The organism is Bifidobacterium bohemicum DSM 22767, assembly GCF_000741525.1.
Classification (GTDB): domain Bacteria; phylum Actinomycetota; class Actinomycetes; order Actinomycetales; family Bifidobacteriaceae; genus Bifidobacterium; species Bifidobacterium bohemicum.
This window is the reverse complement of record NZ_JGYP01000001.1, coordinates 410,523-432,388: the sequence shown is the minus strand read 5'-3', so window position 1 is coordinate 432,388 and position 21,866 is coordinate 410,523. Positions and strand designations below refer to the sequence as shown.

At 58.9% G+C, this 21,866-nt stretch carries 14 protein-coding genes and 1 tRNA gene; 12 read left to right on the top strand and 3 right to left on the bottom strand.

What is annotated here, in order from left to right; genetic code table 11:
* The first annotated feature begins 123 nt into the window (after positions 1-123).
* From BBOH_RS01790 to ileS, 6 genes are all read left to right on the top strand, one after another.
* Complete coding sequence (locus BBOH_RS01790; protein WP_033520424.1) at positions 124-1,935, top strand: alpha-glucosidase; 1,812 nt, start codon at positions 124-126, stop codon at positions 1,933-1,935.
* A gap of 23 nt (positions 1,936-1,958) precedes the next feature.
* Positions 1,959-2,111, top strand: a complete 153-nt coding sequence (locus BBOH_RS08695; protein ID WP_156097516.1) for a hypothetical protein — start codon at positions 1,959-1,961, stop codon at positions 2,109-2,111.
* Positions 2,104-4,347 carry a RecQ family ATP-dependent DNA helicase gene (locus BBOH_RS09170; protein ID WP_044098022.1) on the top strand — a complete coding sequence of 748 codons (2,244 nt, stop codon included), beginning with the start codon at positions 2,104-2,106 and terminating at the stop codon, positions 4,345-4,347. The genes BBOH_RS08695 and BBOH_RS09170 overlap by 8 nt, the downstream gene beginning before the upstream one ends.
* 871 nt (positions 4,348-5,218) lie before the next feature.
* Positions 5,219-6,463, top strand: coding sequence for an InlB B-repeat-containing protein (locus tag BBOH_RS01780; RefSeq protein WP_074428497.1), 1,245 nt, complete (start codon positions 5,219-5,221; stop codon positions 6,461-6,463).
* Between the two features lie 111 nt (positions 6,464-6,574).
* On the top strand, positions 6,575-6,808 hold the full coding sequence (locus BBOH_RS01775) for a hypothetical protein (protein ID WP_033520422.1): 234 nt from the start codon (positions 6,575-6,577) through the stop codon (positions 6,806-6,808).
* 677 nt (positions 6,809-7,485) lie between these two features.
* Complete coding sequence (gene ileS / locus BBOH_RS01770) at positions 7,486-10,872, top strand: isoleucine--tRNA ligase (RefSeq protein WP_033520421.1); 3,387 nt, start codon at positions 7,486-7,488, stop codon at positions 10,870-10,872.
* Between the two features lie 215 nt (positions 10,873-11,087).
* Here the strand turns inward: ileS and nagE are convergent, their stop codons facing one another.
* Entirely contained in the window at positions 11,088-13,088 is a 2,001-nt protein-coding gene (nagE, locus tag BBOH_RS01765) for an N-acetylglucosamine-specific PTS transporter subunit IIBC (RefSeq protein WP_033520420.1), read from the bottom strand.
* A gap of 1,394 nt (positions 13,089-14,482) precedes the next feature.
* Here nagE and BBOH_RS01760 point away from each other — a divergent pair.
* The 6 genes from BBOH_RS01760 to BBOH_RS01735 all read left to right on the top strand — a co-directional run bounded on the left by BBOH_RS01760 (position 14,483) and on the right by BBOH_RS01735 (position 19,708).
* Positions 14,483-14,556, top strand: a tRNA-Arg gene (locus BBOH_RS01760).
* 236 nt (positions 14,557-14,792) lie between these two features.
* Entirely contained in the window at positions 14,793-15,275 is a 483-nt protein-coding gene (mscL, locus tag BBOH_RS01755) for a large conductance mechanosensitive channel protein MscL (protein ID WP_044098020.1), read from the top strand.
* Positions 15,276-15,616: 341 nt separating this feature from the next.
* Positions 15,617-16,561 carry a metal ABC transporter solute-binding protein, Zn/Mn family gene (locus BBOH_RS01750; RefSeq protein WP_052118113.1) on the top strand — a complete coding sequence of 315 codons (945 nt, stop codon included), beginning with the start codon at positions 15,617-15,619 and terminating at the stop codon, positions 16,559-16,561.
* A 133-nt stretch (positions 16,562-16,694) separates the two neighbouring features.
* Positions 16,695-17,690, top strand: coding sequence for a metal ABC transporter ATP-binding protein (locus BBOH_RS01745; protein WP_081930259.1), 996 nt, complete (start codon positions 16,695-16,697; stop codon positions 17,688-17,690).
* Positions 17,687-18,520 carry a metal ABC transporter permease gene (locus tag BBOH_RS01740; RefSeq protein ID WP_033520419.1) on the top strand — a complete coding sequence of 278 codons (834 nt, stop codon included), beginning with the start codon at positions 17,687-17,689 and terminating at the stop codon, positions 18,518-18,520. The genes BBOH_RS01745 and BBOH_RS01740 overlap by 4 nt, the downstream gene beginning before the upstream one ends.
* 381 nt (positions 18,521-18,901) lie before the next feature.
* Positions 18,902-19,708: an LOG family protein gene (locus BBOH_RS01735; RefSeq protein WP_081930258.1), complete on the top strand. Its 807-nt coding sequence runs from the start codon at positions 18,902-18,904 to the stop codon at positions 19,706-19,708.
* Positions 19,709-19,855: 147 nt separating this feature from the next.
* Here the strand turns inward: BBOH_RS01735 and BBOH_RS01730 are convergent, their stop codons facing one another.
* Positions 19,856-20,500 carry an O-methyltransferase gene (locus tag BBOH_RS01730; protein WP_033520726.1) on the bottom strand — a complete coding sequence of 215 codons (645 nt, stop codon included), beginning with the start codon at positions 20,498-20,500 and terminating at the stop codon, positions 19,856-19,858.
* Positions 20,501-20,537: 37 nt separating this feature from the next.
* A complete protein-coding gene (locus BBOH_RS01725; protein WP_035140115.1) occupies positions 20,538-21,503 on the bottom strand; it encodes a succinate dehydrogenase/fumarate reductase iron-sulfur subunit in 966 nt (321 codons plus the stop codon).
* Between the last annotated feature and the right edge of the window lie 363 nt (positions 21,504-21,866).

The window sequence follows — 21,866 nt, the reverse complement described above, 5'->3', positions numbered from 1 at the left end:
CGCGCGGACTTCGTCCAATGGTCCTGTCGGCGCGTCGTTCGTGCCGCCATATCCTTATAATCGTCAGATGCGACGATGTCGGCGGGACCTCCGTCGTGCACGCGATCAATGAGAGGCGGCATTATGGTTATCGGCCGGCGGGGTGTTCTGGCGGACAGTATACGTACGAATGGAGCCACGCCGAACCCTTGGTGGGCGGACGCGGTGGTCTATCAGATATATCCTCGCAGCTTCCAGGACACGAACGGCGACGGTTACGGGGACATCAAGGGCATCACCTCGCGGCTTGGCTATCTTGCCGACCTGGGGGTCGATGTGCTCTGGCTTGGTCCCGTCTACCAGTCCCCGCAGAACGATAACGGGTACGACATCTCGGATTATGAGGCGATAGATCCGCTATTCGGCACCATGGACGACATGGAGGAGCTTATCGCCAAAGCCCACGGACGCGGCCTGAAAATAGTAATGGATCTCGCGGTCAATCACACATCCGACGAACATGCGTGGTTCCAAGCCAGCCGCGACAAAACCGATCCGCATGCCGACTGGTATTGGTGGCGGCCGGCGCGTAAGGGGCACGAGCCGGGCACGCCAGGCGCCGAGCCGAACAAATGGGGCTCCTGTTTCGGCGGGTCGGCATGGACCTACGATCCCAAGCGTGGCGAGTACTATCTGCACCAGTATTCGAAAAAGCAGCCGGACCTCAATTGGGAGAACCCTCAGGTGCGCAAGGCCGTGTACGCGATGATGAACCGCTGGATGGACCGGGGCATTGACGGCTTCCGCATGGACGCCATCACACGGATTTCCAAACGTGTGGACCGGCACGGCCGGTTGCCAGGGGAGGCGGGCAGTCATATTCCTGACTTCCCAACCGATGCGAACGGCCATTCCTCGCCGTTCTCGGCGTGCGGCGACGGGCCTCGTCTGGACGAATTCCTGCGCGAAATGCGCCACGAGGTCTTTGAGGGACGCGAAGGCTGCCTGATTGTCGGAGAGGCTCCGGGAATACGACCAGAACGCATTGCGCGGATTACCGACCCGTCCAACGGCGAGCTTGATATGATGCTCCCCTCCGGCCATGTGTCGTTTGACGGGAAAAGGAACGACAAGTGGAATCCGGTCCCCTTCTCGGTCAAGACGCTGCGCAAGGAGCTTGAAGGCGAGCAGAAGGCCGTGCGCAAAGCGGGTTGGGAGGGTCTCTACTTCGAGAACCACGACCAGCCTCGCGTCGTCTCCCGTTGGGGAGACGACAGTCCGGAGGTGCGGGCGCGTTGCGCCAAGGCATTTGCTTTGCTGCTCCATATGCATCGCGGCACGCCCTATGTTTTCGAAGGCGAGGAGCTGGGGATGACCAACGCGCATTTCCGACTGCTCAACCAGTATCGCGACATCGAGGCCATCAACGAATACCATGAGCAGGTCGAGCAATTGCATGCGCGCAGTCCCCAGCAGATGCTCGATATCATGGACGTCCGCGCCCGTGACAATGCGCGCACGCCGATGCAATGGGACTCCTCGCGCTACGCCGGGTTCACCGCCTCCGACGCGCCCGTCGAGCCGTGGATCGAGGTCAATCCGAATCACACGGAAATCAACGCCGAGGCGGAGATGTCGAATCCGGACTCGGTCTACTCGTTCTACAAGCGGCTTATCGAATTGCGTCACACCGAGCCAATCGTGGACGCAGGCGATTTGAAGCTGGTCGACGCCCGCGACAATCTCGTCTACGCGTTCACCCGCATGCTCCGCGACGAGAAGCTGTTGGTGGCGGTGAATCTTTCGGGAGCCACCGTGCCTATTCCGGCGCAGTCCGCTCGATTGCTTGCCGAGAGCGGCAGTCTTGACGTCTCCCGCCTGCTGATTTCGACCACGGGTCGGTTGCCCGAGAACGAGCAGTTGCGACCGTGGGAGGGCTTCGCGTATCGGTTGTGACGATCGTGCGGTCATGGAATACTATGTTCGCAATGACGGCTGTGTATCAAGGCAATGATCGTGAGGGCTGGCTGGTGATGACGTTGATGGCGGCAGTACCGGCGATGACGGTGTATGGCTGGTCGGATCGGCACAATGGGGGCATGAACAGAACGATGGAATCATACAATGAGTGAAGCGACGACGAATGGGAGCGGCGGCGGTGGTCGTGCACTCGCGGCCCTGAAGCGGTATTTCGGCTATGACTCATTCCGGGCCGGGCAGTCGGGGCTTGTCGAGGCGATCCTTGCCGGACGAGATGTGTTGGGCGTCATGCCGACCGGTGCGGGCAAGTCGATTTGCTATCAGGTGCCGGCCACGATGCTGCCGGGTCTGACCATTGTCGTCTCACCCTTGATTTCGCTGATGCGCGATCAGGTCGACGCGCTGAACGAAGTGGGTATCCCTTCCGCCTTCATCAACACGACGCAAGATTCCGATGAACAGGCCATGGTGCTTGCCCAGGCTGCACGTGGGGATGTGAAGATGCTCTATGTGGCACCGGAACGGTTGGAAACCGAACGGTTTCGTGACATCGTGTCACGCATGTCGATTTCTTTGATCACCGTCGATGAGGCGCACTGCGTTTCTCAGTGGGGGCAGGATTTCCGTTCGTCGTATTTGGGCATCGGTGAGTTCATCGCCTCATTGCCAAGCCGGCCCACCGTGGCCGCTTTCACCGCCACTGCCACCGAAAAGGTGCGGAGGGACATCGCGCGACTATTGGGATTGAAAAATCCAAAGGTCACCGTCACCGGTTTTGACCGTCCCAATCTGTATTTCGACATCATCAACATGCCGACGAAAAGCAAGAACACATGGATCGCCGATTATGTGGCCAACCATCGAGATGAGTCCGGCATCGTCTACTGCGCCACCCGTAAGGAGACGGAGGCGCTCGCGCAAGAGCTCAACGATCAGGGGCTGTCCGCTGTGGCATACCACGGTGGTATGGCCTCCGAAGCCCGTGAGCGGGCCCAACGTGACTTCGTGACCGACAAGGTTCCGGTGGTCGTGGCCACCAACGCCTTCGGCATGGGCATCGACAAGTCCAATGTGCGCTATGTCATCCATCACAACATGCCTGAAAGCATCGAAGCCTATTATCAGGAGGCCGGTCGTGCGGGTCGCGACGGCGAGCCCAGCCGTTGCACCCTGCTGTGGAACGAGTCGGACATCGTCACCCGGCGCCGACTGCTCGATATGGATTCGGACAATGAGCGCCTGAGCTACGAAGAACGCGAAATCGTCCGTGCCAGTCATCGACGCCTGCTTAACGCCATGATCGGCTATTGCCGTACCACCGAATGTTTGCACCGCTATATGACTCGTTATTTTGCCGACCCCACCGGCATCAAGATTGCCGGTGAGACCGCGCCGGAGGCTCTGTCCGGCTCTGCACGTTCCGATGGAGCGAACATGCGGGCGAATGCCGGCGCTGGTTCGGTCGTGGCACCAAGTGTTCAACTTGTTGATCAACAGGTTGAACAGCCTGCCAGTGAGTTTGCAGGTGGATGCGCCGATCGGGTCAACGGGCCGACTGGCGCACCCTTTCAGGCCGGGCGGGTTACCGGTGATAGACCGGCATCTGCGGCAACGGTTGTGGCGGTTCTGCCTTCCTGTGGGCCCGAAGCGGGCAAATGCGGCAACTGTGCCAACTGCGAGCGCACGTTCGAAAGCATCGACGTCACCGACGTTGCTCGCGCCGTGAGCCGTTGCGTGCATGACCTTAACCAGAGTTTCGGCATGGGTAAGATCGTTTCGGTCTTGCGCGGTTCGAAGGCTCAGGACCTCATCAACCGCCGACTGGACCAGGTGCCCAGTTATGCGGCGCTTAGTGAGGTGCCGGACGCGCGTATTCGCGATGTGCTCAACCAAATGGCGACCGACGGATACCTGTCCATTTCGGAGGGCCGTCTGCCGGTCGTGCGTTTCGGAGATCGGGCTGCGGAAACGGTCAGTCCTGACTTCCACTACGAGCTCAAGCGTATTCAGCGCCATCGGTCCGTCGAGTCCCGTGGTCCTGCACGTGGTCTTGCGCTTGGGTCCTATGATCCCGACGATGAGGGGGCTTCAAACGCCGGCCGTGGCGTTCGCCGTTCGTCCGGCGGTCCTGGCGGCTCCTCGGCACTTGAAGACTATGAACCCACTGAAGAGGATGAGGCCCTCTTCCAGAAATTCCGCGAGCTGCGCCGCACCATCGCCAGCGAGATCGGCAAGCCCCCGTACATCGTCTTCTCCGACAAGACCTTGCGTGACATGGCCCGTATCAAGCCGGTCACCGATGCCCAGTTCCTCGCGGTCAATGGCGTAGGTGAAAACAAGTTGCGTCTCTACGGTCGGCGTTTCATGGACGTGGTTCGTTCGCAGTGAGATGTCGGTTCGCCGTATAGCGCGAATTTCCACACCCGGTGGCCTGTGTTAGACGCTACCAATGACGTGATGGAGCGACAACCACCAGTGATGATTTGTTATCGTGGGGGGGGGCTTAGGTATGTCGGGCGGCGAGGTCGGGTTGATGGCGTCAGGCGTCTGATTTGTGGCCGAGACAGTCTATATTTGACTTAGGTGTGCGATACGTAATTGCTTGGCGGTCGCTGACGACGTCATCGGTTGTGTCGGATGTGTTGGTGTTTGAGCGGTGTATAGGAGGGTTTCGGATGGGCATACACGGTGCAGCTCGAAAGGCGATGGCCGGTTGCCGTAGCGGCGGTCTTGTTCGCGATGACTACCCAGCCGGCGTTTGCGGCTGAACGTTCCAGTGCCCCCCCCCACGTTTCACAATCTGCATCCGGGGGGGGGATTCCTCGACCTTTGCACAGTCTTCTTTAACCTCCGAATCCACTGCCTCCGCTCTGTCTGATTCTGGTCCTGCGTCTTCGACTGATAGAAATTCAATCGGGGGGGGGGCTAAACGGCTTGATTCCCGGCCTCGGGCAATTCGGCGCAGGTAGGTTCTCAAACTAATTCGCCACAAACAAAAACGGTGGTTTCGCCGCAAGGCGTTACATGCGGTACGGTTCCCGCTCATACGCCATGGTCCGGCACGGGTGGAACGTTACTTCACAATATTCATCTTAGCGACGATGGCGACGATTGCGTTCTTGAGTCGGAAAGTGGCACAATACCGGACTATGGTACGCAAAGAAGCATCGTTTGGTATGGTAATCGGACGATAACTCGGATAGTCGTTTCCGGACATGTATCTGCGATATTGGCGAACCGCTTATTTGAGGGATATGATTTGGACACCGGTAACCGGTTCGCCTCGAATCTGCGGTCCGCCGATTTAGGCAAGCTCGACATTTCACGGGTGTCCGATTTTGAGAGCATGTTTGCCGATAATCATCTACTTACTTCAATTACAGGTCTGGATAAATGGGATTTGGGTCAGTCTGGCCAATCGAATGCACAAAATCTGCGGTACATGTTCGAATACTTGGGGTCTCTATCTTCGAGGGATATGTCGAAGTGGGATTTTTCTCGAATCCGTACCAAGGATGCGATGTTTTCTGATTCTCCGGGCATCCGTTTCATCCGCATCGGTGCCAATCAGACTTTGCCAGCGGCATCCTTTCGCGATGATGTTACCAGTGCGTGGCCTGGCATGCACTGGTACAGGGATGATGGTATGTGGACTGGAGAGCCCTTTGATGGCGGCATTCCATCACCTTCAAAAATGGCTTGGCATGGCCGTCCGTATACTGTCTCATTCAACGCCAATGGAGGAACAGGGTCGACGGCTGATATGAGAGGCGGATGGCCCGACCATCCGGGTGTCACCTTGGCTTCTGGTTCCGGTTTCACTCGTTCCGGCTATCGCTTGGCTGGGTGGAGCAGTAAAGCCAACGTAACTTCTCCTGATTACGCGTTGGGCAGCTCGTACACGCCAACCGACGATGTGACGCTATATGCGCTATGGGTTCCGTCGCCCATCGTCTCCAATGATTTGGTATTCCCGTGGATGAACGGCGGAGAAATTGATAAGTTGAAGGTTTCCGGTACGGTTCCGCAAGGTGGCGGTATCCGGGCGGTGCAATCCGGCGACAAGATCGAAGTCGCGCTGATGCCCAAGGGCACCCCTGACTCGACGAATCCAAGCGACGGCACGCCCGCCGCGGCTAATGACGTAACGTTGGATACGACCTCATGCTCTTCGACCGCCTGTAACTGGTCGGCCATGTTTCCGATATCCGCGTTGTCCGATGCCGACGATGTCGGTCAGGGCATGCCATATGTGTTCCGCGCGCGGCTGATGACGACCTTGGCCGGCAATTCGGATTACGCGTTCTCGGCGGGCAGACGGACTGATCTGGTCGCTCCGTCAATTGAAGGAGCGACCTTCAACAAGCGGACCCGTACGGTCTCTGCTGCCGTCTTCAGTTCCGGCGATACGTCCAAGCAGCCCAATCGTGTCGAGGAAACCAGGTTTTCGGTGACCGTGACCTGGCCGACCGGTTCGTCGCCTGTTTCCACAACGCCGACCTGAAATTCCGGCACCGGCAACATCGTCGGCGCAACCTGTCCGGCCTCAGGTTCCAACGATGGCACGTTCACGTTGCCGATACCTGATGGAGTACTGCTTAAAGGTGACTCGCAGATGCAGGCAAAGGACGCCCCGGCCGCCGAAGAACCGACGTCGATGGGCAGCGGAGAGCCCAACGTCTCGTCCACAGTGAAGTTCGATACCACCATGCCCGTGGTCGCCTCGTTGCCCATGACAGGCGGTGAGGCTCCAAAGGAATGGCGGCATCGCATCCTGCTTCCTGCCCTCTTTACCGGCGTAGTTGCGCTCGTAGTTGGCGCTTGCCGTCGGCGACACGCCCTGCGATGAGGATGTCCCGTTTTTCTTTTCGCTTAGGACTTGATGCGAACGGGCAAAAGATCCATTCGCCCTCCTGTGTCACCCAATGATCGTGTGGTTTCCCCAACTTCGTGCCTCTAACCGGTCAATAGTGCCTCCAAACGTATATTTTGTCGACAAATAATTAACGGTAAAGGGCAGGAGTGAGCGGTTAGAGGCATTTATGACCGGCTAGAGGCACGAAGTGAGGTGGATTGGGGAGGCTGCGGTTATCGTCGTCAGACGATTCATTGTCCGTGTCCGCCTTGGATCGATGCGTTTTCCGAAAGATTCTGGGTCACAGTGTGGGTGTCTACGCGCGTATGCCTGTCCGTTCATAGCGAACGGCTGCAGCCATGGATTCCAAAGCGTGAAACGGTTCGTGGCCGCTATCCGACTGGTGTGCTAGCATCTATCAGTACAAGCGCTGATCCGTTATCGGCGGGGAGCTTTCGGAAGAACGGTTGCGGGCGTGGCTTGTTTCGTGACTTATTAGAACCGACGGGAGAGCCCGAGACAGCTCGACTTCAAGTGGCTGCGCCGAGGTGCGTTGACGCGGCAAGCGGGGTGGTACCGCGGTGGTGGTGTGCGGACGGAAGCAGTACGTCGCATGGCATCCATCGTCCTCGCAGGTAGTTGATATGAACCTGCGAGCGAGGAGAGTAGCGGTGAACGAAACCACCAATGCCAATCATGTTTATCCCAAGGCCGCGGTAGGCGCGGTCGGTTCGAGCGTCGCACCGAATCCGAGCTTCCCGAAGATGGAGGAAGCGGTACTGGATTACTGGGACAAGGACGACACCTTCGAAAAGTCCATCGATCGCAACCCGTCGGGGGACCACAGCGACAATGAGTTCGTCTTCTTCGACGGGCCGCCGTTCGCCAACGGCCTGCCGCACTACGGCCACCTTTTGACCGGTTACGCCAAGGATGTCATTCCTCGCTATCAGACCATGAAGGGCCGCAGGGTCAATCGCGTCTTCGGCTGGGACACCCACGGCCTGCCCGCCGAACTTGAGGCGCAGAAAGAGCTGGGCATCGAGTCGGTCGACCAGATCGAGCAGATGGGCATCGAAAAGTTCAACGCCGCCTGCCGCGCCTCCGTGCTTAAATACACCAACGAGTGGAAGGACTACGTTCACCGCCAGGCCCGTTGGGTCGATTTCGAGCATGGCTACAAGACGCTCGACACCAGCTACATGGAGTCGGTGATGTGGGCGTTCAAGACCCTCTACGACAAGGGCTTGGCCTACAAGGGCTACCGCGTGCTGCCGTACTGCCCCAAGGACCGCACCCCGCTTTCCGCGCACGAGTTGCGCATGGATGCCGACGTGTATCAGGATCGGCAGGACACGACCGTCTCCGTGGCCGTCAAGATGCGCGACGAGGACGATGCCTACGCCGTCTTCTGGACGACAACCCCGTGGACCACGCCCACCAACTTCCTGATCGTGGTGGGTCAGGACATCGACTACGTTGAGGTAAAACCGACCGAAGGCAAGTTCGCGGGCAAGAAGTTCTATCTGGGCAAGCCGCTGGTGGGCTCGTACGCCAAGGAACTCGGCGAGAACTACGAGGTGGTGCGAGAGCTCAAAGGCAGCGATCTGGTCGGCCGCCGCTACTGGCCGGTCTTTCCGTACTTCGCGGGTGATCAGGCCGAGTCCGAGGGTCATGTGCCCGGGCCCAACGCGTACCAGATCATGGCCGCGGATTATGTCGACACCGTCGAAGGCACTGGCCTGGTCCATCAGGCTCCATATGGTGAAGACGATATGAACACGCTCACCGCCGCCGGGGTCAACTCCGTCGACGTGCTCGACGAGGGATGCAGCTTCACCTCCGCGTGCCCCGATTATGAAGGCATGTACGTGTTCGACGCGAACCTTCCCATTTTGCGCAACCTACGCAATGGTGACGGTCCTTTGGCCCAGGTGCCCGAAGACCGTCGCGCCCTGCTTTTCCAGGAGAAGAGCTACGTTCACTCCTATCCGCACTGCTGGCGTTGCGGCACCCTGCTGATCTACAAGCCGGTCTCCTCGTGGTTCGTCTCCGTGACCAAGATCAAGGATCGTCTGCTGGCCAATAACCAGTTGATCAATTGGATTCCCGACAACGTCAAGGACGGCCAGTTCGGCAAGTGGCTCAAGAACGCCCGTGACTGGTCGATTTCGCGCAACCGCTTCTGGGGCTCGCCGATTCCGGTGTGGGTCTCCGACGATCCGAAGTACCCGCGTGTGGACGTGTATGGTTCGCTGGAGGATCTCAAGGCCGACTTCGGTGACTATCCGCGCGATGGTGAGGGCAAAGTCAACATGCACCGGCCTTATATCGACAACCTCACACGGGTCAACCCTGACGACCCGACCGGTCGATCACATATGCACCGTATCACCGATGTGCTTGACTGCTGGTTCGAATCCGGTTCCATGCCGTTCGCCCAGTTCCATTATCCCTTCGAGAACAAGGAGTACTTCGAGCAGCATTTCCCGGCGGACTATGTGGTCGAGTACATCGGCCAGACCCGCGGCTGGTTCTACTTGCTGCATGTGATGGCCACGGCGCTGTTCGACAGGCCGGCGTTCAAGAACGTCATCTGCCACGGCATCGTGCTTGGCGACGACGGCCAGAAGATGAGTAAGCACCTGCGCAATTACCCGGACGTCAATGGCGTGTTCAACGACTATGGCTCCGACGCGATGCGCTGGTTCCTCATGTCCTCGCCGATCCTGCGCGGCGGCAACCTCATCGTCACCGCCGACGGCATTCGCGACACGGTGCGTCAGGTGCTGCTGCCGGTGTGGAGCTCCTATTACTTCTTCACGCTCTATGCCAACGCCGCGAACGGCGGGAAGGGATACGATGCCCATCAGTTGCATCCCGACGAGGTGTCCGGCCTGCCGAACATGGACCGGTATCTCTTGGCTCGCACGCGCCGTCTGGTGGAGTCGGTGGAGCACGCGCTCGACACCTTCGCCATCTCCGATGCCTGCGCCCAGGTGCAGGACTTCATCGACATGCTCACCAACTGGTACATCCGCAACAACCGCGAGCGTTTCTGGAACGAGGATAGGCGCGCTTTCGACACACTTTACACCGTGCTCGAGGTGCTGATGCGCGTCATGGCGCCGCTCGCCCCGATGGAGGCCGAGTCCGTGTGGCGTGGTCTGACCGGGGGGGAGTCGGTGCATTTGGCGCAGTGGCCGTTCGTCACCGAGGCCGGCCAAGGCTCGTGTGGCGCCGGGGCGGATGCGCTTTCGCCGGATGCGCTCGACAAGGGCGAGGCCACCGAACTGGGGCGTGTGCTGGTCGATGATCCGGCGCTCGTCGTCGCCATGGAGCAGGTGCGCGAGGTCGTCTCCGGCGTCCTGTCGTTGCGCAAGGCCTCGCAGATTCGAGTGCGTCAGCCGTTGGCCAATCTCACGGTGCTGGTCGATGACCCTGAGGGCGTCGAGGCGTACAGCGGTATCCTCAAAACCGAACTCAATGTGAAGAACGTCGAATTCTCCACGCTCGCAGACGCATCCAATCACGGTCTGAAGATCATTCATGACCTTAAGGTCAATGCTCGTGCGGCGGGACCGAGGCTCGGCAAACAGGTGCAGTCCGCCATTAAGGCCTCCAAGTCCGGTGACTGGCGCGTCGATGCGGAGACCGGGGCTCCCGTCGTTTCGACGCCGAGCGGCGAAGTCGCTCTTGTACAGGGTGAATACACCTTGGTCAACCAGGTCGAGAAGGACGGTGACGAGGGCCGCGCGAGCGTGGTCTCCGCAGCATTGCCCTCCGGTGGCTTCGTGATTCTCGACACCGAGATGACGGACGCACTGGAGGCCGAAGGCTATGCCCGTGACGCCATCCGTGCCGTGCAGGACACGCGTAAGGACGCCGGGCTTGACATCGCCGACCGTATCGCCCTGACGCTTAACGTCCCTGCGGTCGACGTGCCGAAGGTCGAGCGGTTCCGTGATCTGATCGCCCATGAGACCTTGGCCACGTCGATCGATGTCAACTCCGACGCCGAAGCCAAAGATCTTACAGTGAAGGTCGCCAAGGCCTGATTCCCGCCAGGCTCTTGCATCGGTTTGACCCGGCGGGCATTGTGGGCACGCACAACTCAATTTGTGCGTGCCCACAATGCCCGCCGAGGGGCTACCGGTAGGACACGAGGGCCGTAGAGACGATGGACCTTATCTGGGTACGCAAAAGCCGGGTGTATGGGTCATCGTTCAAAACCGATGAACGGACGGACCACACACCCGGCTTTTGGCCGTGCCTACTTGCTGGTCACGGATCCAACGACCTCGCCGACTTTGACGTTGCCGGAGGGGTTGACCTTAAGCGAGGCTACCTTGTCGCCGTTGGTGAAGACAACGATCATGTCGGTGCCTTTGCCTGCGGCCTTGATGGCGTCCAGATCGGCTTCGGCGACCTTCTGACCGGCGGTCAACACGTCGCCCTCCTTGACGAGGACGGTGAAGGGGGTGCCTTTGAGCTGAACGGTGTCGATGCCCATGTGCAGCAGCACCTCAAGACCCGAGTCGGTGATGATGCCGATGGCGTGCTTGGTCGGGAAGACCGTGGAGACGGTTCCGTCCAGAGGCGCACGGACATCACCGTTCGTGGGCTGCACGGCATAGCCGTCGCCAAGCATCTTCTCGGCGAAGGTCTCGTCGGAGACCTGTTCGATCGGGATGAGCTTTCCTTCGGTCGGGGCGACGATATCCTGCGTCACCGATTCGGAGGCGGACTCGACGGGGACCGCGGCCATGTCCGCTTCGACCTGTGCACGTGAGGCCTCGTCGGTAAGCGGCTCGCGGGCATGGGAACGGAACTCCTCGAGGGCATCGGCCACGAACTGAACCTCGGTGCCGACGATGATCTGGACGTTGTCTTTGCTGATGATCTTGACACCGGCGGCACCAGCCGCCTTGATGGCGGCCTGGTCGATGATGCCGCTGTCGGCCACGGTCAGGCGCAGGCGCGTGGTGCAGTTGTCGACGACCTTGAGATTGTCGGAACCGCCGAGCGCCTTGAAGAAGCGGTCGGCCATGACGACGAACCTGTCAACGCCGTTGGCCTTGGCGACCGCGTCAGTGTCGTCGTTCGTGCTGACGTCCTCGCGACCCGGAGTCTTGAGGTTGAACTTCTTGATCATGAAGGTGAAGACGAAGTAGTAGAGCAGAGCCATGACCACGCCCTGTACGAGCAGCATGTACGGCTTGTCCGCCATCGGGGACCTGAAGGCCAGCACGTAGTCGACCAGACCAGCGGAAAAGTTGAAGCCCGAGGTCCAGTGCATGAAGGCGGCGAAGGCCACGGAGATGCCCATGAGCACCGCGTGAACGATGTAGAGCGGCCAGGCGTCGAACATGAAGGAGAATTCGAGGGGTTCGCTCACGCCGGTGAAGAAGGTGGCGAAGGCCGCGGCCATCATCAGGGACTTGGTCTGCTTCTTGTTTTCAGGCTTCGCGCAACGGTAGATGGCGAAGGCGGCGGCGGGCAGTCCGAACATAAGCACGGGATAGAAGCCGGCCTGGTACATGCCGGTGACGCCGAAGGTGCCCTTGCCGGACCAGAAGTTGCCGATATCGTTGATGCCTGCGATATTGAACCAGAACACATTGTTCAGAGCATGGTGCAGGCCGGTGGGGATGAGCAGACGGTTGAAGAAGCCATAGAGACCGGCACCGAACCAGCCCAGACCCACAATGGCCTTGCCGAACATGGTCAGAGCGTTGAAGGCGAAGGGCCATGCGAACAGCATGAACAGCGAGACCACCGCCATGGCCGCGACGGACAGGATCGGAACCAGACGGCGGCCGCTGAAGAAGGCCAACGCCGTGGGGAGCTTGGTGTCACGGAATTTGTTGTAAAGAGCGGCTGCGATAAGGCCGGTCAGAATGCCGAAGAAAACGTTGCTGTTGTCGACCGCGTTGAAAGCCGGGGGAACAGGGTGTGCAGCCGAGCCGTCAAAGCCGAGGAAGGCGCCGGCGTTGGTCGGACCGAGCAGGGATGTCACGGTCAGGAATCCGACCAGACCTGCAAGTGCGGAGGCGCCGTTCTTGTCCTTGGCCATTCCGATCGCCAGACCGATGGCGAATAGAATGCCTAGGTTGCCGGTGATGGTGTTGCCGGTTTTGAACAGGAAGGCCGAAACGATATTCACGTTCTTGGGGTCGATCCAGTTTGCGATACCGATGAACAGGGCGGCTGCGGGCAGCGTCGCCACGGGAAGCATCAGGGATCGCCCTAATCGCTGTATATACTCTTTCATTAGTGGTTTTCCACCTCCTTGGGGGGAAGCTTTCGGCCTGTAACAGGCGTTGTTAGACCAATTTCAGGCAACGTTCTCTCTCGTACATCGCCTAAGCGGACGAGTATAGCACATCCCAGGAATTGTTAGCATGGTTTACTTTATGGACAGCATGTCGATGCGAGACCGTGGGCCCTCGGCACCATCAGCGCCAAGTGACCTTGCGTGCATACTGCGCCCGATATCAGTGCAGATCATGAGAAAGCGGCCGCAGATGATTGGTGTGTGCCCTCATGGTAGGGGAGTTCATTGTGGAATGGTCGTTATCGCGTTCCTTGGTTGTTCTTCGTTAAGGCGTCCGCGCCTCAAGCGCGGTATGTCATGTCCTCTTCGTTGGAATCGTATTCGTCGCGCAGGGCGTGAATTCGGGTGTCGATCAATGAAATCGGCGGCTTGTCCGAGGGAATTCGGCAGCAGCATATGGGCTATCCGCTTTGATTCTGTCCAAAGTCACGCTCTGTCTTGAACGTTACAAACGGAAACGAATGCGTTTGGTCGAGTCGTTACCTTGTGGTTTTCAAAGGCTTAGAGGCGTCGGGCGGGGGAGTTCCTCTCCCCTCGCGCCGTGGTGCACCGCCCCCCTAGGGGAAACCAGCGCGAAAGATGTTGCCGGCACCTGCAGGGGTTATGTGAGCAATGTGCCGTCACGTACGAGTCCTCAATTTGTATGTGAGGTGAACATATTTGGGACCGTCTGAGAAGTCTATCGTTGTTCTGCGTGCAAAGTGGTTTGAAAGGCCTGGCCGGCGACGTGCATCTGCCAAGCTTGCGCCGGGCATCCGGATCAAGGGGGGGGGAATCATGCAGTCATTCACGTTCGTCGTCAGGGATCTGGTCGCAAACCATCAAGGATACGGTCGTATCCTTGTCCGTCTGGCGGGTCTGTTTTATCGATCAATTCCAGGCCTTCGACTCCGTTGCGACGCTGGTGGTCAATGGGAGGAACGCGGATGACGGAAGGATTTTCGGTGCAATGGCTTGGGTGCGACGTAGAGTGACGATTTCAAGGTGACCGACGAGCATTCCGACGAGGCAACGTAGCCCGAACGGCTTCTGTCAAGAAGCGCTTCACGGATAACGCCGCCACCTAACCCGAGCGTTTCGGGAGTGCGCTGAAGAAGGCTGGCAAACAGCTCAACATGGAAAATCGATGCTCTTGCGTTCGGGGTTCACTGATGGGGGGGGCGACCCTCCGGTTGTCTGCGGTAATGTCGGAAGATGCTCGTTTCGCAGAATATCGGAAGGAGTAATCAGAGGTCAAATCGTTGGAATTTCTTGGGACTCACCGATGAGTGGTAAAAATCCGTCAATTGGGCTATACTAGACGAGTCGTCAATCTTGTGGTTGATGATGTTGCGCCCGTAGCCCAATGGATTAGAGCAGCTGACTACGGATCAGCAGGTTACAGGTTCGAATCCTGCCGGGCGCACTTTTTCTCTGTCTTTTTATGTGTTTTCATGCTTCACATTGTTATGGTTCGTTCAATGCAATGCCGCATCGGGCGGGTACGTATCCGTCGGAACCAGACATCGGGCATGTGCGCGGTGTCCTACGTTCGTCGCTTGTGCCGTGCTTCGCTGTAGGGGTAGCCTGAAATGCGGGGCGAATGGTGCCTATAATGACGAAGTACGGAGTGGTTTTACTACGTTGCTCAAAGGGGACGATATGTTACAGGGGTTCAGGAAATTCATAGAACGTGGCAACATGATTGATTTGGCGGTTGGCGTCGTCGTAGGCGGCGCCGTCACCGCTGTCGTCAACTCGATAGTTGACAATCTGATCAATCCGCTGATTTCGATGCTGTTCGGCAAACCGGATCTGAGCAAAACTTTGACCATCACCTCCAACCACGCCACTATTTCGTTCGGTGCGATCCTAGGCGCCTTGCTGAACTTCCTGGTCATCGCCGCGGTGGTGTACTTCTGCATCGTCGTGCCCGTCAACAAATTCCGCGACGTATCATCGAAACTGCTGCACTCGTCGTCCAAGGCCGGCGGGGAGGACGCCGAGAAACCCAAGACTCCGGCTCCGGACGAGCAGACCGTGAAGTTGCTGACACGTATTGCCGACAGGCTTGACGCAATGGACGAGCCCCAGGCCTCGCGGTCTCCCGAAGTGCCGCAAATGCCGGAAGTGCCGCAAATGTAACGTACCATATGCCGTGCGTTCCGGTCGGACTGCTTTCGGCTCGATGTCGAGGCGTCCGGCCGTGGCCTGTGCGTGCCTAGGTGAGTGCGGTTGCATGGACCGCGTCCTTTCAGGATGGGGGCCGGGGGTTTGCGCAAAAGGCACGGCAACGTTTCGTGGCGCGTATGTGGGGGTCATATGATGTCGAGCTATTTAAGTTGAAAATGAGAATCATTGTCAAGTTGCTGGTGTATATCTTGATTTGTCGGGCGAATTATCGTTGCCGTTATCTGCGGCGTGCAGGTAAGAGCGGATGATGGTCTGACGGAAATGATGTCCACGAAACTTAGGGGAAACGGCAGATGATTCGCATGAACCGCATGGTGATTCGTGTGCTCGCCACAGTTGCGGCGGTGTCGCTCTTCTTAGGCCTTGCGGCTTGCGGAACGACGAACGAGGCATCCAGGCACGACGGTCCCATCACAGTGGTGGCATCGGTGAACCAGTGGGGCACGCTCGCCCGGCAAGTCGGCGGACCGGATGTGCATGTGACCTCGATTGTCGATTCCATTGCGGTCGACGCTCACGATTTTGAACCGAAAACCAGTGATGTCGCACGTCTTGAAAAAGCGGACGTGACACTGACCAACGGCATTGGCTACGATGCGTGGGCCACCAAAAACCTTGAGCATTCCAGTTCGGACGCCATCGACATCAGCGCGGCCGAAGCGGCGGGTGCCAAAGAGGGCGATAACCCGCACCTGTGGTTTTCCTCCAACGCCAGGAAAAAAGTCGCCAGGGAGCTGGAGTCCGCCTTCGTCAAACAACGCCCCGATAAGGCGAAGACCTTCTCCGCGCGGCTTGAAGCATGGATGGAAACCGAGCGAAGCCTTGAACAACGCTTCCGGCAGATCTCCTCAGAACACGGTGGCGTTTCATATGCTGCAACTGAGGCAGTCGTCTACTATCTGCTCAAGGACATGGGCTTGACGGACGGCACGCCCGTGGGCTTCGCCCGTGCCGTGGCCTCGGATGGGGAGCCGGCCCCGGCCGATTTGAAGGCGTTCCGTAACGTGCTGGCCGAGGGCAAGGTCGCCATGCTCGTCAACAACGAACAGGAGGCCGATGCCACGACGAAGGCGCTGGTGAAGTTGGCGGGGCAGTCCGGCGTGCCGGTGGTCAACGTTACCGAACAAATCCCCCCGGATCGGCGGACGCTGAACGATTGGATTGGCATGCTGGCCGATCACGTCGAGCGGGCGATGGCGACGGGGGCGGGCAAGGAATCGAAGGCCCACAATACATAGATACTTGAATTCAAGGTGCCAGGGTTTGGTCTGGCCTATGCGGACAGGTCGTGAATTCGGGGGACGGTCAGCCGGTTTACGGGTTTTAGGAGCCGGGGAACAACGGTCAATTTGGAAAGCGAGGAGGTCGGACATGGTCGGAACGTACGACATTGACCCAGCTGACGGCAGGGTCGCTGCGTCGAACGTCTCTGTCACGGGCGACGGGAAGCCGGGAGAACCTCCCGCCTTCGAGTTCCGCGACGCCAGCGTGCGCAGAGATGGCCGTCTGATCTGGAGTCGTGGAACGTTTACGATTCCAGCGGGTACGGTGACGGCCATCGTCGGCACGAATGGTGCCGGTAAGACGACCATGATGAAAACCGAGCTCGGACTGGTGCCGTTGCATGGCGGCTCGATTAGGATCTTCGGCTGCAAGCCGGGTCATATGAACGGGTGCATTGGCTATGTGCCGCAGGATTACGCCAGTGACATCGAAACCAATCTGACCGCTAGGCAGTCGGTGACACTCGGACTGACCGGCACGCGTTTCGGGCTGCGGCCCGTGCGCGCATCCGAGCGCGACAAGGTGCGACAGGTGATGCGATTCGTCGGTATCGACGACCAAGCCGGTCGTCGGCTTTCGCAGCTCTCGGGCGGGCAGCGTCAGCGGGTGGCCATCGCTCAGGCGTTGGTCAGCGAGCCGAAACTCATCATGCTTGACGAGCCGCTGGCCAATCTTGACCTTGCCTCGCAGCGGGAGGTGGTGCATGTGCTCGCACGGCTTAACCAGGACTTGGGCGTCACCGTGCAGGTCGTCGCACACGATCTGAACATGCTGCTGCCGATTCTCGATGGCGCGGTCTATCTACTGGACGGACACCCGCATTACGCCAAGATGAACGAGGTGCTTGACGCGAAGCTGCTCACGCATCTTTATGGCACCACCGTGCAGGTTGTAACGACGCCGCAGGGCGACATGTTTGTCACCCCAAGCCACGACGAGCCAAGGGGCGTGGTGCCGGACACCCACGACCCGGACGAAGTCGCCTATTTCCATGTGGGGCATACTGATCATGTGCGGCACAGTGGTCGATATGACATCCATGACAATGCTGGGGATTCCCGCAATCAGGAGGTGTCGCAATGAACGGCGTACGCTTTGCTTTCGACCCGGACTGGGCCATTACGCTCACGGCTCCTTTTATGATCCATGCCTTCGAAGCCGGATTGTGCATCGCAATCGCGGCCGGTGTGATGGGCTACTTCACCATTGCCCGCCATTCGACGTTCACGGCGCACGCCTTGGCTGATATCGGCCTGCCAGGTGCGACCGGAGCGGTGCTGCTGGGGTTGCCGGTGACCTTCGGTTTTGGCCTGTTCGCCCTGCTGGGGGCTGTTGTGATCGGCATGTTGGGCAAGAAGGCATCACAGCGCGAGGTCGCGACGGGTTCGGTGCTTGCCTTCGCCACCGGCCTTGGATTGTTCTTCGCGCGCATGTCGAGCGCGGCATCGCAACAGATGCAGGCGATCCTGTTCGGCTCGATTCTCAGCGTCACCGGTACGCAGGTCAAGGGATTCGCCATATTCGACATCATACTTCTTGCCGTACTGGCATTGATCTACCGTCCGCTGCTGTTCAGCTCCCTGGATGAGCAGGTCGCACAGGCCAAGGGCGTGCCGATCATGTTGATGAACGGTTTGTTCATGGCGATGATGGCCGGGGTCATCACCATCGCAGTGCCCGCCGTAGGTACTTTGCTGATTTTCGCACTGGTCATCACTCCGACGGCCACTGCCAACATTGTCACGAGCTCACCGTTCGCGGCGATGATCGTGGCGAGTGTGCTGTGCCTGGTGGCGATTTACGGCGGGCTGCTCATTTCCGTGATGTTCCCGATGCCGCCGAGTTTTATCATCGTCACGCTTTCCACGCTGTTCTGGGCCGTAGCCAAGGTGTACGAAGCGTTGCGGCGGTGAAACGATGGTTTTGCGGAGTCGGAGCAGACAGGTTGCTGGGCAGGTTTCGGGTGGACGAGCTTAGCGTTGTAGAACAACGGTGATCGGACGCAGATTGTCCCGGGCGTAGCGGGTTCGGTCTGCGGTCAGCACCGTCCGAACGGTCGGGCTTTGTCTGGATGTATGCGTTTGGTTACAGCGACGAACTTTGTGTGAGTCTGTAGGCTCGATATCAGTGTCACCGGCCTTCCCGCGATACGAGCTGCATGACGGTGATGACCGTCTTATGGACGCATGGACGCAACGTCATCTCTGTCGGTGGCGCGCCGACGTCCAAGCTGGTTGTAGGGCGCATGTTAGTCTGGTGCCGTTAACGAACGTTGGGTTGAAGGAATTGCAGTGATGCGTGTAGATGAGGATCATGAAGACAAGAACGAGCAACAGACGGATTCGCCTTTGGGTCAGACGTATCATCGCGGGTCGGTGCTGATGCGTGGTTCGCAGATTCCTAGCCATACCTCGGATGAGAATTTGCTGCGGGCCGATCCCGATAGTGTCGATTCCGGTGGAGGTCACGCGGGTGATTGGCGTCATGCAGACCCTTGGCGCGTATTACGTATTCAGTCTGAATTCGTCGAAGGGTTCGACGCATTGGCCGGCCTGGGTCCGGCGATGTGCGTGTTTGGTTCGGCGCGAGTCGGGCGCGACGAAAAGGAATACGGCGATGCACGGCGCATTGGAACGCTAATCGCAGGCGAAGGTCTTGCGGCCATCACCGGTGGTGGGCCTGGCATTATGGAGGCGGTCAACCGCGGCGCCGCCGAGGCAGGCGGGATCTCCGTGGGGCTGGGTATCGAATTGCCGCATGAACAGAGGCTTAACTCCTGGGTCAATCTGGGCATGAACTTCCGGTACTTCTTCGTACGCAAACTGATGTTCGTCAAATACTCATCGGCGATTATTGTATGTCCCGGCGGTTTTGGCACTCTTGACGAGATGTTTGAGATTCTCACCTTGGTGCAGACAAACAAAACCTCGCCCAAAACCGTTGTGCTCTATGACTCTGCCTATTGGAAAGGCCTGCTGGATTGGCTGCGCGCAACGGTGGCCGAGCGTGGGCTCATCAAGACGGAGGACGTCGATCGCATCGTTATGGCGGATACGCCCGAAGATGCGGTGCAGCTGGCTAAGGCCGGCATGGGGCGTTGAACCCGGCGTCCGTGTTCAACGCCGAACCGGAGTTTGCCGGCACGAACCGCCAGGCGCAGCGGATTGTGTACTGCGGCCAGTCCATTGTCGTTATGCCGATGGTTTGGCACGTTATCGATGGACCGGCCTGATCTTGTTGTTGAGTGTTTACCGCTTCACCGCCAGCAACAAACCGGTCCCGGTGGGGGTCAGGGCGCTGTCGAAACGGTCGTCCTCTTCGACGGCTTTCAGCAATTCCTGCATCATGGAGGCTTTATCCGGATCGTTGGAAACCGTTCCGCACATGTCGGTAAAGGCCACAATGCCGTGGCCTCTGAGCAGACGTGCGGCTTGGTTGAACGTCGGTTGATAATTCGTTGCGTCACCGCATACCGCAATCAAATCATAGCTTTCCGCATTGAGCCTGGGCAGAAAAGCCTCGGGTGACGCATTGACGGCCCGCAGAGTCGTCTTGACCTGCCCCTGGTCGGCAATCGAGGTGAAAAGCCTGCGGATTTGGCCGATGCCGTGCGACGAGGAATCAACGGCGGTAAGCAGACTATCGTTGCCCAAGGCCTCCACCAGCTCCAATGTCTCCATAATCGAACCACTGCCGACCGTGATGACGGAAGTGGCGTTCATGGCGGATGCAATGAATCGCAGCAGATTAGCCTGTGCTTGCGAGCCTTGTTGTAGTCCGGCCTGTTCCGCTTGATTTCGGGCTTCGGACAGACTCGGCCTTTCCATGTGTCGGGCGTGTTGCTCGGCCAGTTCCCATGCTTTGGCCGCGTTGGTATATGACATTTTATCCATGGAAACCACTGTAGTGGTGAGCCTCACCGGGAGGGAATCACCGTGCGTTGACGCGTTCGGTCAGACGCCACATTTCCTCGCCTACATCTATGCCGCGGGGGCATCGGCGTGAGCAGGCGCGCACGGACTGGCAGGCCGCGATGCCGTCCTGCGACGCGATTTCCTCGAGTCGTTCGGCGGTGGCGGTATCGCGGGAATCGTTGATGAACCGTGAGGCGGACACCAACGCTGCGGGTCCGACGAATGCCTCCCCGCCCGCGTAGACCGGGCAACTGCCTTCGCACACGCCGCACGAGATGCAATTGCTCAACAGTTCGATGCGCTTGAGCTCCTCGGGGCTTTGCAGGTATTCGAACATGTCGATTTTCCCGTCAGTGGTGGTGGCAAGCTTTCCATCGGCCCTGAGATAGGGGGAAAGCGCCTTGATCTGGTCCATCATCTGGGCGATGTCGACAATCAGGTCGCGTACTACCGGGAATCCGGGTAGTGGTGCCAGCTCCACGACGCCCAGGCTTGAAGTGGCTGCGGTTTCCAAGTCCGTTTCGGGCGGTACCGTCACTGATTTGGTGAGATTGCCTGAAGTGGCCGAGCCATGCACGTCCTGCGTGACGTGGGCTGACGAGGTGTTGGTTGTGAGGGTCTGTTCCGAAGACGGTATTCCGGATGATGCCTCTGCTCCGTTGACGTGCGAATCCACGGCCGCTGTCCTTGAGGTTATGCCGCGGTTGGACGTTGCATGAGCGTTCGAAACCGCACTGTGACGAAAGGCCGCCGAGTCGTTGGCTCCATTGGGTTTGGCGAATTCTCCCACCGTCGCGGTGCACAACAGCGTGGGAATGCCATTGACGGCTACCGCGTCGGATCCGCAGACCCCGTGACCGCACGAATACCTGAACGACAGCGTTGGATCGATGGTGCGCTTGATCGTCAAGAGGCAATCAAGCAACGTATCGGTAGAGCGTGCCCGAACTACGTAGTCTTCGACTCTTTTTCTGCCACGGATGCGCGGATGACGGGCTTTAAGCGAGGCGGTGGCGTCTGTCTGGTCAGAAGTATCGCCAAATGGACTGCCTGTGCGGTGGCGCGTCGTGCGGTCGAAGGGACTTCCCGTGTGTGGTGGGCGTTCCGTGGAGTCGTCGTTTGCTTTCCGGCCGAACGGGCTTGAAGCACGTGTGCGGGTGCGCGTGTCTGACGAGGCATCCTCGATGCGGCCAAATGGATTTGAACGGCGCCCTGAACGTGAACCGAACGGGCTTGAACCGTGGTTTTGATCGCCGTCGGCCAAGGGGCTGAAACGGTGGATTCTCAGAGTAACAGTATGTATTGTGCCATTTGAAACTGTCATGCAATCCGCCTCACTTGTTGT